The sequence below is a fragment of the Streptosporangium vulgare genome, from assembly GCF_042428775.1.
Lineage (GTDB): Bacteria > Actinomycetota > Actinomycetes > Streptosporangiales > Streptosporangiaceae > Streptosporangium > Streptosporangium vulgare.
In genome coordinates this window covers 1-13,742 of sequence record NZ_JBHMBS010000016.1, presented here as the reverse complement: position 1 = coordinate 13,742, position 13,742 = coordinate 1, and the positions used below count along the sequence as shown (strand labels likewise).

The 13,742-nt window shown below is 70.4% G+C and carries 9 protein-coding genes; 6 read left to right on the top strand and 3 right to left on the bottom strand.

Annotation, left to right across the window (positions count from 1 at the left end):
* Positions 1-651: 651 nt before the first annotated feature.
* Positions 652-879 carry a hypothetical protein gene (locus tag ACFFRH_RS28485; RefSeq protein ID WP_344747567.1) on the bottom strand — a complete coding sequence of 76 codons (228 nt, stop codon included), beginning with the start codon at positions 877-879 and terminating at the stop codon, positions 652-654.
* A 422-nt stretch (positions 880-1,301) separates the two neighbouring features.
* On the opposite strand from ACFFRH_RS28485, the gene ACFFRH_RS28480 reads away from it, so the two are divergent.
* From ACFFRH_RS28480 to ACFFRH_RS28455, 6 genes are all read left to right on the top strand, one after another.
* A complete protein-coding gene (locus ACFFRH_RS28480) occupies positions 1,302-3,158 on the top strand; it encodes a cellulose binding domain-containing protein (protein WP_386160855.1) in 1,857 nt (618 codons plus the stop codon).
* 191 nt (positions 3,159-3,349) lie between these two features.
* Positions 3,350-4,906, top strand: coding sequence for a cellulose binding domain-containing protein (locus tag ACFFRH_RS28475; RefSeq protein ID WP_386160853.1), 1,557 nt, complete (start codon positions 3,350-3,352; stop codon positions 4,904-4,906).
* A gap of 220 nt (positions 4,907-5,126) precedes the next feature.
* Positions 5,127-6,797: a carbohydrate binding domain-containing protein gene (locus tag ACFFRH_RS28470; protein ID WP_386160851.1), complete on the top strand. Its 1,671-nt coding sequence runs from the start codon at positions 5,127-5,129 to the stop codon at positions 6,795-6,797.
* Positions 6,794-8,824, top strand: a complete 2,031-nt coding sequence (locus ACFFRH_RS28465; RefSeq protein WP_386160849.1) for a carbohydrate binding domain-containing protein — start codon at positions 6,794-6,796, stop codon at positions 8,822-8,824. Before ACFFRH_RS28470 ends, ACFFRH_RS28465 begins: the two co-directional genes overlap by 4 nt.
* A 211-nt stretch (positions 8,825-9,035) precedes the next feature.
* Positions 9,036-10,424 carry a putative hexosyltransferase gene (locus ACFFRH_RS28460; RefSeq protein WP_344748283.1) on the top strand — a complete coding sequence of 463 codons (1,389 nt, stop codon included), beginning with the start codon at positions 9,036-9,038 and terminating at the stop codon, positions 10,422-10,424.
* Positions 10,425-10,683: 259 nt separating this feature from the next.
* Positions 10,684-11,535 (top strand): PhzF family phenazine biosynthesis isomerase, encoded by an 852-nt coding sequence (locus ACFFRH_RS28455; RefSeq protein ID WP_386160846.1) that lies wholly within the window; start codon positions 10,684-10,686, stop codon positions 11,533-11,535.
* A 59-nt stretch (positions 11,536-11,594) separates the two neighbouring features.
* Here ACFFRH_RS28455 and ACFFRH_RS28450 read toward each other — a convergent pair whose 3' ends face one another.
* Positions 11,595-12,353 carry a DUF6597 domain-containing transcriptional factor gene (locus ACFFRH_RS28450; protein ID WP_344748281.1) on the bottom strand — a complete coding sequence of 253 codons (759 nt, stop codon included), beginning with the start codon at positions 12,351-12,353 and terminating at the stop codon, positions 11,595-11,597.
* A 4-nt stretch (positions 12,354-12,357) separates the two neighbouring features.
* The gene (locus ACFFRH_RS28445; protein ID WP_344748280.1) at positions 12,358-13,464 is read right to left on the bottom strand and encodes an AI-2E family transporter; all 1,107 of its coding nucleotides are present in this window, start codon (positions 13,462-13,464) and stop codon (positions 12,358-12,360) included.
* Between the last annotated feature and the right edge of the window lie 278 nt (positions 13,465-13,742).

The following is a 13,742-nucleotide window of genomic DNA, read 5'->3' as shown; positions in this document are numbered from 1 at the left end:
ACTCGGGGGCTACGTACGGCGCTATCCGGACGCCACGGGCGCTGCCCCCCGGATGCCGCGAACCGCGTAACCCGGATGCCGTGAACCGAGTAACCCGGGCGCCGTGGATCACGTGGCCCGGCCGCCGTGGACGACACGACGCGGGCGTGGCGAATCACGTCATCCGAGCGTGGCGAATCGCGTCAGTCGGTCGCGACGAATCGCGCCCCGAAGGTCACCGCCGACCCGGGACCGACCCGGGACCGACCGGGGGCTGATCGGGCTAGGTGTGACGGACGGACGGGTGTGACGGGCGGGGAGGGCCGTGGGCGCGGGGTCGCCGTGCCGTTCCTTCGCGCCCCCGGACACGGTCGCCGGAACGCGTCCCGGCGCCGCGTCGACGACTGACGTTTTTGGGCCTTGTGGCAGGGGTCTGTCAAGGCTACGATCGCGACAACTCTTAGGAAACTTTCCTAAAAGAAATGCCGACTGGGGGTGCCCATGGCTCGTGCCTCCCCTCCGAACGATTTCTAGCTGCGAAAACTCGACGGCGGCAGCCGTCGCTGCTGAAGGTCCGACCGTCCGGACGCCTCACCCCCCAGGTTCCACGTCCATGGGAGCGATCATGCGGCGCACCTTTTCCTTACTTGTCCTGACTGCGGCTGCAAGCCCTCACCGCGGCCTGCCCACCCCCGCCTCCGCCGTCTCCGGCGTCACGGTCGTTCCCGCCACCGAGGCCACCGAGGCCACCGAGATCACTGAGGCCACCCAGACCACCGTGGCCGTCGCGGCCCCCGCCACGCCCGCCCTCGGTACGGCCGCCATCGGCGCCGCCGTCGCCGTCTCCACCCGTCCCGAGGACTCAGGCCGGGCTTCGCGAGCCAGGGGTTCGCGAGCCATGAGTGAGCACCGGCGCCCGGGAACCACAGGTGAGCACGCGATCACGGACACCTCCGCCGAGCCCCTGATCCTCCCGAAGCACGGGTGTTGCCCGTCCCCGGAGCGCCGGCACCGGATCCCCCCGGCACCACACGCCGGTCGGCCGCGTCCAGAGCGCGTGACGGCGGCCCGACCTCAGGCCAAGGCCCGAACCCAGGCCCGAACCCAGGCCAAGACCCGAACCCGGGCTGGAACCCAAGCCCGAACCCAGCCCCAGGCCCAGGCGTCGGCGACCCGCTGAACCCGGCGGTCCCCGGCGCTCCGCGCCGACGAACGGAACGGTCCCCCGGTAGGAGCCGTGCCCACCCCGCCGTACGGCTCGCGCCCACGTTCGCGCCCGCGCACCCCCCGCGTGGCGCGGGTCGTACGGTCACCCCCACGGAATGCATGAGGTCAACGTGAAATTACGCGCCATCGCTCGCTCTCTCGTCGCTCTGGCGGCCCTCGTCCTGGCGATGACGGTCGCGCTCCCCGCCCAGGCGGCCTCGGCGACCGCCGTCTTCACCAAGGTCTCCGACTGGGGGACCGGTTTCGAGGGCAAGTACACGGTCACCAACGGTGGTACGACGACGATCAACGGCTGGTCGGTCGCCTTCGATCTGCCCTCGGGGGCGAACATCGGGTCCTTCTGGGACGCGTCGATGAGCCGTAGCGGGCAGCGTTTCACCTTCACCAACGTCGGCTGGAACGGCACCCTGGCCCCCGGTGCGACCGCGAGCTTCGGCTTCAACGGCAGCCCGGGCAGCGCGACCCCGTCCAACTGCACCCTCAACGGCGCGGCGTGTGGCGGCGGCACCACCCCCGTCACCCCGGGGACACCGGGAAATCCGACCGTCACCGGGACGACGAACTCCTCGATCTCCCTGTCGTGGGGTGCCTCCAGCGGCACGGTCACCGGTTACCGGGTCTACGAGGGGTCCACGCAGCGGGCCCAGGTCACCGGCACCAGCGCCACGATCGGCTCGCTGGGGACCTGCACCTCGCACACGTACACGGTCAAGGCGTACAACGCCCAGGGTGAGTCGGCCGCCAGCGGCGCGGTGAGCGCCACCACCACCGGCTGCAACAGCGGTGCCCCCGGCAAGCCGGGCGCGCTGTCGGCGACCGGCGGCACGAACAGCGTGGCGTTGTCATGGGGCGCGTCGTCGGGGACGGTGACCGGCTACCGGGTGTACGAGGGGACGACGGTCAGGGCGACCGTGACCGGGACGAGCGCGACGGTGTCGGGGCTGGGCGTGTGTGAGGCGCACACCTACACCGTGGCGGCGTACAACTCCTCGGGCGAGGGCCAGCAGAGCGACCCGGCCAGCGCGACCACGAACGGCTGCACCGGCGGCGGCCCGCTGCCCAAGCACTTCCTCACCGGCTACTGGCACAACTTCGACAACCCGGCCGTCGAGCTGCGGCTGTCGGCGGTTCCCAACGAGTACGACCTGGTCGCGGTCTCCTTCGGCGAGGCCACCGCCACCCCCGGTGAGGTCGTCTTCGGCGTCGACCCGGGCCTGTCCGCCTCCCTCGGCGGCTACACCGACGCCCAGTTCAGGGCCGACGTGCAGACCCTCCACTCCCGTGGCAAGAAGGTCATCCTCTCGGTCGGCGGCGAGGCGGGCCGCGTCCAGGTGGCCAGCGCCGCCGCCGCGACCAAGTTCGCCGACACCGTCTACGCCCTGATGCAGAGCTACGGCTTCGACGGCGTCGACATCGACCTGGAGAACGGGCTCAACTCCACCTACATGAGCCAGGCGCTCCGCTCACTGCGGGCCAAGGCGGGGGCGAACCTGATCATCACGATGGCACCGCAGACCATCGACATGCAGTCCACCGGCGGTGAGTACTTCAAGCTGGCGCTGGCCATCAAGGACATCCTCACCGTCGTCCACACCCAGTTCTACAACTCCGGCTCCATGCTCGGCTGCGACCAGATGGCCGCCTACTCGCAGGGCTCGGTCAACTTCATGACCGCGCTGGCCTGCATCCAGCTGGAGAACGGCCTCCGTCCCGACCAGGTGGCGCTCGGCCTGCCCGCCGGACCCGGCGCGGCCGGTGGCGGGATCGTCGCCCCCGCCCTGGTGAACCAGGCCCTGACCTGCCTGGCCACCAGGACCAACTGCGGCAGCTTCGTGCCGCCGCGCGCCTACCCCGGGATCCGTGGCGCGATGACCTGGTCCATCAACTGGGACGCCAGCAACAACTGGAACTTCTCCAGGACCGTCAAGCCGCACCTCGCGACCCTGCCCTGACACCGGAAACCTCGGGACCTGCCCGGCACCGCACGACTCACGATCGGGCCGGGCAGGCCCCGGACCCCGCACCTCGAACACCTCGCGACCCCCGACCCCGAACACCTCGCACCCTCAGCACCACGCACCTCCCCGCACCTCCCAGTACCTCGCACCCCCCAGACCTCACACCCCCCAACCGAGGAAGAGCCATGAGATTACGACGAACGCTGACCGCGGTCCTGGCCGCGCTCGGCATGTCACTCGGCCTGTCACTGGTCGCGCCCCCCGCGTTCGCGGCACCCAACACCGCCGTCTTCACCAAGGTCTCCGACTGGGGGACCGGTTTCGAGGGCAAGTACACGGTCACCAACGGTGGTACGACGACGATCAACGGCTGGTCGGTCGCCTTCGATCTGCCCTCGGGGGCGAACATCGGGTCCTTCTGGGACGCGTCGATGAGCCGTAGCGGGCAGCGTTTCACCTTCACCAACGTCGGCTGGAACGGCACCCTGGCCCCCGGTGCGACCGCGAGCTTCGGCTTCAACGGCAGCCCGGGCAGCGCGACCCCGTCCAACTGCACCCTCAACGGCGCGTCCTGCAGCGGCGGCAGCACCCCCGGAACGCCGGGCGCCCCCGGCACCCCGTCGGTCACCGGCACCACCAACTCCTCGATCTCCCTGTCGTGGGGTGCCTCCAGCGGCACGGTCACCGGTTACCGGGTCTACGAGGGGTCCACGCAGCGGGCCCAGGTCACCGGCACCAGCGCCACGATCGGCTCGCTGGGGACCTGCACCTCGCACACGTACACGGTCAAGGCGTACAACGCCCAGGGTGAGTCGGCCGCCAGCGGCGCGGTGAGCGCCACCACCACCGGCTGCACCAACCCGCAGCCCGGCAAGATGCCCGGGGCCCCGTACCTCTACATGGGCTGGGGCAACCCGCCCAACCCCGCGACCGTCATGAGCGCCACCGGCGTGAAGTCCTTCACCATGGCGTTCATCCTGTCCAGCGGCGGCTGCAACCCCGCCTGGGACGGCAACCGGCCGCTGACCGGCGGCGCCGACCAGACCGCGATCAACCAGATCAAGGCCGCGGGCGGCAGCGTGCAGATCTCCTTCGGCGGCTGGTCCGGCAACAAGCTCGGCCCGAACTGCTCCACCCCGGCCGCCTTCGCCGGAGCCGTGCAGCAGGTCATCAACGCCGTCGGCCCCGCGGTCGTGGACTTCGACATCGAGAACACCGACGAGTTCGAGAACTACACCGTCCAGGACCGCATCCTCAACGGCCTGAAGATCGTCAAGCAGAACAACCCGAACGTCAAGATCGCCGTCACCTTCGGCACCTCCACCACCGGCCCGACCTCCCACGGCATTCGCCTGATCAACCAGGCCAAGGCCCTGGCCGTGCCGATCGACAACTACACGATCATGCCGTTCGACTTCGGCGGCTCCAACATCTACACCGACACCGTCAACGCCTCCGAGGGCCTGAAGAACGCGCTCAAGGCCGCCAACGGCTGGACCGACGCGCAGGCGTACGCCCGGATGGGCATCTCCGGCATGAACGGCCTGTCCGACCAGCAGGAGCTGACCACGGTGGCGGCCTGGACCCAGATCCGCGACTGGGCCAATTCCAAGGGCCTGACCCGCTTCGCCTACTGGGCGGTCAACCGCGACCGTCCCTGCCCCGGCGGCGGCGTGACCTCCAACTGCAGCGGGATCGCCCAGAACGACTGGGACTTCACCCGCGTCACCGCCGGCTTCTGACCGGCGCGGAGCGAGCCCGCCCGGCGCGAAACGCGGAGCGAAAACGCGGAGTGGAGACGCGAAGCGAAAACGCGAGGCAGATCGCGCCGGGCGAGCTCGCCCGATCCGTACGACCCGCATGACCCGTACGGCCGACACGACCCGTGCGGCCCGCACCCCCGTCCGGGCGCGGGCCGCACCCCCACGACACCCTCCTAAAGATCTCTGCGGGGTAAATCGGATGCACCTCAGGAAACTCGCCGTGGCCGCCGTGCTGGCGCTCGGCGGGACGATGCTGGCCGCGACACCGGCCCACGCGGCCAACATCGCGACGAACCCGGGCTTCGAGAGCGGGCTGAGCGGGTGGACCTGCTCCACCTCCTCGGGCGCCACGACCGTCTCCTCGCCCGTACACGGCGGGACCAGGGCCCTGCAGGCCATACCCCAGGGCTCGGACCAGGCACGCTGCCAGCAGACGGTCAGCGTCAGGCCGTCCTCGTCCTACTCGCTGTCGGCCTGGGTGCGCGGCGGCTACGTCTTCCTGGGGGTGAGCGGCACCGGCACCACCGACACCAGCACGTGGGCCTCGTCCCCGTCGGCCTACACCCAGCTGGCGCGCACCTTCACCACCGGCGCCTCGACCACCACCGTGACGATCTACACCAGCGGCTGGTACGGCCAGGGCGCCTACCAGGCCGACGACGTCGTCCTCGACGGCCCGCCCGGCACCGGCGTCCCCGGCGACACGACCCCGCCGACCGTACCGGGCAACCTCACCGTGGGCGGCCCGACCGCCACCTCGCTCACCCTCGGCTGGTCGGCCTCCACCGACAACTCCGGAAGCGTGGCCCGCTACGAGGTCTCCCGCGACAACGGCGCGGCGGTCGCCACGGGCTCCGGCACCGGATACACCGCGACCGGGCTGAACCCCGACACGGCCTACGGCTTCCGCGTCCGGGCCTGCGACGCCGCGGGCAACTGCTCCGCCTACACCGCCTCGGTCAGCGGCCGTACGAGCCGTGACACCGGCCCGCCCCCCGGCGGCGAAATCCGGTACGCCCCCTACATCGACATCACGATGCCCACGCCCTCCCTGGTGAGCGCGGCGGCGGCGACCGGGGTGAGGAACTACACCCTCGCCTTCGCCCTCGGCGACAGCAGCGGCTGCAACCCGGCCTGGGGCGGCACCATCCCGATCAACGACTCCCGGATCGTCAACGACGTCAGGGCGCTCCAGGCCCAGGGCGGCCAGGTCATCGTGGCGACCGGCGGCGCGATGGGACCGTACCTGGAGCACGTCTGCGGCACCTCCGCCGCGCTGGTCACCGCCTACAAGAAGGTCCTCGACACGGTCGGGACCAACCACCTCGACGTCGACGTCGAGGCCTCGATCGACGCGGCCAAGGTCAACACCGCCCTCAAGCAGCTCCAGGCCGAGCGCGGCACCGTGATCAGCTACACCCTGCGCATCCAGGGCCAGGACTACGGCGTCGACCCGTTCTCGCTGTCGATCCTCCAGGACGCCGCCGCCAGGGGCCTCAACGTCATGGTCAACCCGATGCTGATGAACTTCGGCTACACCGGCAACTGGGGCGACGCCATGATCGCCGCCGCGCAGGCGACCCTCGCCCAGATGAGGACCGTCTGGCCCGGCAAGACCGACGCCCAGCTCAAGAAGCTGCTGGGCCTCACCCCGATGATCGGCAGGAACGACACCGGGATGACCACCACCCAGGCCGACGCCCGCAAGCTGCTCGCCTGGGCCAACACCAACCACGTCGGCTTCGTCGGCTTCTGGTCCAGCGCCCGCGACAACGGCGACTGCCCGACCGGCCAGGTCTCACCGACCTGTAGCGGCATCTCCCAGTCGGCTTGGGAGTTCACCAACATCTTCAAGGGGTTCACCGGATGAGGTTCAGGAAACTCGCGGCGATCGCCGTACTGGCGCTGGGCGGGACGATGCTCGCCGCGTCACCCGCCCACGCCGCCAACATCGCGGTCAACCCCGGCTTCGAGAGCGGGCTGACCGGCTGGACCTGCACGGCGTCCTCCGGGGCCACCGCGGTGTCCTCCCCGGTGCACGGCGGGACCAGGGCCCTGCAGGCCACCCCGGCCGGGAACGACACCGCCCGCTGCCAGCAGACGGTCAGCGTCAGGCCGTCCTCGGCCTACACCCTGTCGGCCTGGGTCAGGGGCGGCTACGTCTTCCTCGGCGCGACCGGAACCGGCGGGACCGACCCCAGCACGTGGACGTCCTCGCCGTCGTCCTACGCGCAGCTGTCGACCTCGTTCACCACCGGCGCCTCGACCACCTCGGTGACGATCTACGTCAACGGCTGGTACGGCCAGGGCGCCTACCAGGCCGACGACGTCGTCCTCGACGGAGCGCCGGGGCAGGGGCAGCCTCCCGCGGCGCCCACCGGGCTCACCGGCACCGGGAACGCCACCACCGCCTCGCTGAGCTGGAACGCCTCCTCGGGCGCGACCGGCTACAACGTCTACCGCAACGGCACCAAGGTCGGTACCGCCACCGGGACCACCTTCTCCGAGACCCCCGGCACGGGCACCCACTCGTACCAGGTGAGCGCGACCAACGCCGCGGGCGAGTCGGCGAGGTCGGGCGCGGTCTCGGTCACCGTCGGCACCGGGCAGCCACCGCTTCCGGCCGTGCCGTCGGGGCTGGCCGCCACCGTCAGCGGCACGAGCGTCTCGCTGAGCTGGAACGCCTCCTCGGGCGCGACCGGCTACAACGTCTACCGCAACGGGACGAGGGTCGGCACCCCCACCGGGACCACCTACACCGACACCCCGGGCGCGGGGACGCACAGCTACCAGGTGAGCGCCTCCAACTCCGCCGGTGAGTCGGCGCGGTCGGGCGCGGTCTCCGCGACCGTCACCGGCACGCCCCCCGGCAACCTGCCCAAGCGGGTGCTGGTCGGCTACCTGCACGCCTCCTTCGCCAACGGCTCCGGCTACACCCGGATGGCGGACGTGCCCAACGAGTGGAACGTCATCAACCTCTCCTTCGGAGAGCCCACCTCGGTGACCTCCGGAGACATCCGCTTCACCCAGTGCCCGGTCGCCGAGTGCCCCAACGTCGAGTCCGAGTCCGAGTTCATCGCCGCGATCCGGGCCAAGCAGGCACTCGGCAAGAAGGTGCTGATCTCGATCGGCGGCCAGAACGGCCAGGTCCAGCTGAGCACCACGGCCGCACGCGACAAGTTCGTCCAGTCGGTGGGCGCCATCATCGACAAGTACGGCCTCGACGGGCTGGACATCGACTTCGAGGGCCACTCCCTCTATCTCGACAACGGCGACACCAACCTGTCCGCCCCCACCACCCCGGTCATCGTCAACCTGATCTCCGCGCTCAAGACCCTCAAGGCCAGGTACGGCTCCAGGTTCGTGCTGACCATGGCCCCCGAGACGTTCTTCGTCCAGCTGGGCTACCAGTTCTACGGCCCGGGCCCCAACGGCTCCGCCGACCGGCGGGCCGCCTCGTACCTCCCCGTCATCCACGCGATGCGCAACGACCTCACCCTGCTGCACGTCCAGGACTACAACTCCGGGCCGATCATGGGGTTGGACAACCAGTACCACACCATGGGCGGCCACGACTTCCACGTCGCCATGACCGACATGCTGCTCGCCGGCTTCCCCATCGCGGGCAACCCGAACAACGTCTTCCCCGCCCTGCGCCAGGACCAGGTCGCCATCGGCCTGCCCGCCGCCCCGTTCGCGGGTAACGGTTTCACCACGGTCGCAGAGGTCCAGAAGGCCTTCGACTGCCTGGCCAAGGGGACCAACTGCGGGTCGTACCGGCCGAGAGGGGTCTACCCGAACCTCCGCGGCCTGATGACCTGGTCGATCAACTGGGACAGGTACAACGCCTTCGAGTTCTCCCGCAGCCACCGGGCCTACCTCGACGGCCTGGGCTGAAAGCCCCTCGCCGCCGGGGGAGACGGACTTCCGGCGGCGAGGTTCCACCCTTCCCGCGTCCGCGGGTTCTCAAGGCACGCGCGCCCGCGCCCGAGACGGTCACCCGCTGTGACGGCCCGGATTCCGGACGCCGGGAAAACTGGCAGAGTGGTCTCGGTTTGGAGATCCGGGTGGCTGGTTGGTCGCCAGGTCCGGCAGGCTAGGGGCCGTCATGGACTACGCAATTCTCACGGGGTTCGTCCTCGTTCTCGGTGTCGTGCTCGCCCTGGTCGCGCAGTGGAGGGGCTGGAGACCCTCACTGCTGGTCGTGCTGGGGGTCGGAATCGCCTTCCGGGTGCTCATCATGGCCACCTCGGCGGTGGACACCTGGCAACCGGTCGACTTCATCAACAGCTTCAAGCCCGCCGGCGAGGCGGTCCTGAACCGTGAGGACCCCGTCCTGGGCAGTTCGGGAGGCTGGCACTTCCTGCCGACCATCCCCTACGTCTACGGCCTCCTGCTCTGGCTGGGCATCCCCTGGGAGATCGGCGGGCGCCTGGTCACGGTGGTCGCGGACATCGCGCTGATCCCGCTGGTCGGCAAGCTCGCCGGAGGGCCCAAGGCGTCCCTGCGCGCCTTCCAGTACGCCTGCAACCCGCTCGCCATCCTCGTCGCCTCCGTCCACGGCCAGGTCGAGCCGGTCGCCCTGGTCTTCGGCGTCGCCGCCTTCGTCGTGGCCCGAGGCCCCGGCGACCCGCACCGGCCGGGCATGACCACCAACCCGCTCGCGCTGGCACGGCAGAGCGTCGCCCTCCACGGCCTCGCCGGCGCCGTACGGCACGCCTTCGGTCCCGAGGGGGTGCTTCGCGGAGCGCTCACCCCGCGCCAGGGCGACCGGCAGTCCCTGCGCCGCGCCCTGTTCGCGGGACTGCTCATGGGACTGGCGCTGTGCGCCAAGAGCTGGCCGATCTGGCTCATCCCCGGCATGCTCCTGCTGCTGCCCACCTTCCGCGCCCGCGCCGTGGCGTTCGTGGCCACGGGCATCGCGCCCGTCTTCTTCCTGGTCACCCTGCCGATCTTCGCCGGCACCTCGCTGAGCCAGATCCCCGAGGTCATCCGGGTGATCCAGGACGTCCGGCCGATCGTCGGCCAGTGGGGCTGGACCGCCATCGGCATGCACGGCGTCAACGACCTGGACCAGGGTTTCGCGACGTTCGGCACCCGCCTGATCTACGTCACCATGCTGGCGGTGGCCTTCGTGTGGCGCCGCGCCGACCCGATCGACCTCACCACGGCGCTGTTGCTCGCCTTCATGGTCGTCACCCCCAGGCTCGGCGCGCAGTATCTCCTGTGGTTCATGCCGTTCCTGATCGCCCGCCCCACCCGCTTCGCGTGGCCCGCCATCATCGGCGTCTCCCTCTGGGCGGGGTACGGCTACCTCTACATGACCCAGTTCGACTCCGCCACCTGGCGAAGTCTCCACGTCGTCTGGTCGCAGGCCTCCATCGTGCTGCTGCCGATACTGGCGCTCGCCATGCCGTGGGGGCGCCGCGTCCCCCCTGAGCCCGTCGCCTCCCCCGGGGGACCACCCCCCTCGACGCCCGTTTCCGCGTCCGCCTGAGGTCACGCGACGCCGGATACCGATGTCCACCTGAGCTGTGGCAGTGCGCGGATACCGATGTCCGCCTGAACGCGCCGGTCGTTCCCGCCCGGTCCCGTGATCCGTCCTTGGCCTGGTCCGTCTTCTGTCCGGTTCGTCTCCGGCCCTGGGCCCGTCCGGGGCGCCCGTTCCCGGCCCCGCCCAGTCGCCTTCCAGTCCCGTCACCGCCGCGTGACGGGGCACCGGCGAGGCCCGGGAGGGGCTGGTAAATTCCGGTCCTGTGACGAGCACCGTGGAAATCCTGCGTTACACCGCCTTCACCCACGATCCCGAGGGGGGAAACCCCGCCGGGATCGTCCTCGACGCGGCAGGGCTCTCAGACGCGGAGATGCTGGCCGTCGCCGCCGAGGTCGGATACTCCGAGACGGCGTTCGTGACCGCGCGCGACGACGAGCGACGCGCCTTCCGGGTCCGATACTTCGCCCCCTCGGCGGAGGTGGCGTTCTGCGGGCACGCCACGATCGCCACCGCGGTGGTGCTGGCCGAGCGCCTCGGGACCGGGCGCCTGGCGTTCGACACCAACGCGGGCGAGATAACCGTCGACACCGAGATCGCCGACGACGCGCTCCGCGCCACGCTCACCAGCGTCCCCACGCGCTCCCGGCCCGTCGCGGAGGACGCGCTGGCGGAGGCCCTCGCCGCCCTCGGCTGGTCCCGCGACGAGCTCGACCCGGCCTTCCCCCCGCACGTCGCGTTCGGCGGCGTGGAGCACCTCGTGGTCGCCGCCTCCTCGCGCGAACGCCTGGCCGACCTCGACTACGACTACGAGCGGCTGAGAACGCTGATGACCCGCGAAGGCTGGACGACGGTGAACCTGTTCTGGCGGGAGAGCGACGAGCGGTTCCACGCCCGCAACCCGTTCCCGGTCGGCGGCGTCGTGGAGGACCCCGCCACCGGCGCCGCCGCCGCGGCCTTCGGCGGCTACCTGCGGGTTCTGGGGAACGGCTCCTCGGAGTTCACGGTCATCCAGGGGGTGGACATGGGACGTCCCAGCACGCTGAAGGTCTCGATCGCCTCCCCTGACGGCCGGAGCCGGGTGAGCGGGGGAGCGGTCGCGCTGGAGTCCGCCTGATTCCGGTGTGACGGTGACGGTGTGACGGTGTGACGGTGTGACGACCCGCGCGGGGCCGGTCAGGCGCTCCCGTCGCCGGGCTGATCGAGCAACCGGCTCAGGGGCACCCCCGCCAGCCGCCGTACCTCGTTCGCCATGTGCGCCTGGTCGGCGTATCCGCTGACCAAGGCGATCTCGGCCGCCGTGACGCCGCGCCTGGCCAGCCGCAGTGCCCGCTGGAACCTGACCACCCGCTGCAGCACCTTCGGGCCGTACCCGAAAGACCGCAGGGACCGGCGCAGGAGCTGCCGTTCGCCGACCCCCAGATCCCAGGCCACCTCCCTGACGCTCCGCCCCGCCCGCAGCGCCTCGGCGATCGCGGGCGCGGCCGGATCGGGTCCGGGCGCCGCGCGCAGCCGTACGGCCAGCGCCCGCTGTACGACGTCGGAGAACGGCTCCGGCGGCCGGCCCCCGGCCGGCCCGCTGGACGGCTCCGGCTCGGCCGGCGCGGTGGGCGGTTCCAGATCGGACAGCTCCGCGATCGGTTCCAGATCGGAGAGCGGCACCCGCAGGTCGCGCAGGTTGTTGAGCGGCACGCCGAACAGGTCGCCCACCGCGCCGGGCCTGAACCGGATCCCCGTGTAGCGGGCACCGGGCGCCATCCGGACGGGTTTCGGGCCCGTGTCGGGCCCCGCGACAAGCGCTCCTTTCGGCCCCCAGATCAGATCCACGCAGCCGTCGGGCACGACCAGCTGCGTCATGGCGGAGGTCGCCTCGTTGCTCCACACGCAGGCCACCCGCCCGGCGAGGCGGGAGTCCGGCGCCCACTCGCGATACATGACCTCAGCGTACGGGCGACGGGTTCTTCCCCTGGTCCCCGCCCGGTTTCTTCTCCGTTCCGGGGCGCCCGTCGTCGGGGACGTCCCCGGACACGAGAGCGGCGGCCCAGTCGCCGTCGGGATCGCTGTCGATCAGCAGCGCCCGGGTCAGCAGGCTGAGCGGGATGGCCAGCAGCGCGCCCAGCGGGCCGAGCAGGAACGTCCACAGGATGAGCGAGAGGAAGGTCACGGTGGTGGACAGCCCGACCGCGTCACCGAGGAACTTCGGCTGGATCAGCGACTGCACCACGAAGTTGATCAATATGTAGGCGATGATCACGAAGATCATGGTTTTGGGCCCGCCCTCCAGCAGAGCGAGCAGGGCGGGCGGGATCAGTCCCAGGACGAAACCGACGTTGGGGATGTAGTTCGTGATCAACGCCAGTACTCCCCAGAGGAGAGGGAGCGGCACGCCGAGAATCCAGAGCGCGGCCACGTCCAGCGCGGAGCAGACCAGGCCGAACCCCGTGGAGACCAGAAGATAACGGCGGGTCTTGTGGCCGAAGTTGTTGAGTGCCTCGATGAGCAGGGGCCTGCGCGTCGCTCCCATGGCGAGAATCTTGGAGAAGGACTGAGCGTCCAGGCACATGGCCAGGAGCAGGACGATGATGAGGACCAGGCCGGAGAACACGCCCAGCAGCCCTGAGACGAATCCCTGCGCGAGCGCGAAGATCTTGCCGGGGTCGAAGGAGTTGATCGCCTCGTTCATCTGCTTGGTGCCGAAGCCGAACCTGGCCGCCTGCTGTTGCGCCTCCGCGACGAGCTGGTTGAACTGCGCGTCGTAGGTGGGCGCGAGGGCCGCCATCTGCGCGACCGCCACGGTCAGGATCGCCACCATGCCCAGGAGTACCAGCAGCACGATCGCGAGGGGGATCGCCACCAGCGCCCACCCGGGAGCGCCACGGTCGCGAAGCCGGGTTCTGACCGGGGAGACCGCCAGGACCAGGACCAGGGCCAGCAACACGGGCCCGATGATCGACCCGATCTCTCTGATCCCCGCCAGTGTGACCACGGCGCCCGCGGCGCAGAGAAGCACGACGAGCGCCCTGGGCAACACTCTTTGGTCCGTCATAACGGATCTCTACCCAGCAGGTGAGAAACACGTCATGGCAGGGCGCGCTCTTCGATTTGACGGACCTCGGCGGCGTACATAGAGTTCACAGGCCCGAGGGGGTCGGCGGAGATCGCCAGAGCCTCGGGACCCTCCTTCTGATCACTTCCCTTCGTCGGGACGCATGCGTCACGCCGAAGTCCGGTTGGACATCGACCGGATGTTGGAGTAAGTTAGAGGGGTTGCCCTGGAAACAGGGTGGTCGCAATCCTAGCGGGTTCGACGGGATCGAGTCGAGA

What these genes read in the sequence shown, in the direction of transcription:
- ACFFRH_RS28475 (WP_386160853.1), top strand. Translation starts at nt 3,350, where the DNA reads ATGAGATTACGACGAACGCTGACCGCGGTCCTGGCCGCGCTCGGCATG.
- ACFFRH_RS28480 (WP_386160855.1), top strand. Translation starts at nt 1,302, where the DNA reads ATGCATGAGGTCAACGTGAAATTACGCGCCATCGCTCGCTCTCTCGTC.
- ACFFRH_RS28465 (WP_386160849.1), top strand. Translation starts at nt 6,794, where the DNA reads ATGAGGTTCAGGAAACTCGCGGCGATCGCCGTACTGGCGCTGGGCGGG.
- ACFFRH_RS28450 (WP_344748281.1), bottom strand. Translation starts at nt 12,353, where the DNA reads ATGTATCGCGAGTGGGCGCCGGACTCCCGCCTCGCCGGGCGGGTGGCC.
- ACFFRH_RS28485 (WP_344747567.1), bottom strand. Translation starts at nt 879, where the DNA reads ATGGCTCGCGAACCCCTGGCTCGCGAAGCCCGGCCTGAGTCCTCGGGA.
- ACFFRH_RS28445 (WP_344748280.1), bottom strand. Translation starts at nt 13,464, where the DNA reads ATGACGGACCAAAGAGTGTTGCCCAGGGCGCTCGTCGTGCTTCTCTGC.
- ACFFRH_RS28470 (WP_386160851.1), top strand. Translation starts at nt 5,127, where the DNA reads ATGCACCTCAGGAAACTCGCCGTGGCCGCCGTGCTGGCGCTCGGCGGG.
- ACFFRH_RS28460 (WP_344748283.1), top strand. Translation starts at nt 9,036, where the DNA reads ATGGACTACGCAATTCTCACGGGGTTCGTCCTCGTTCTCGGTGTCGTG.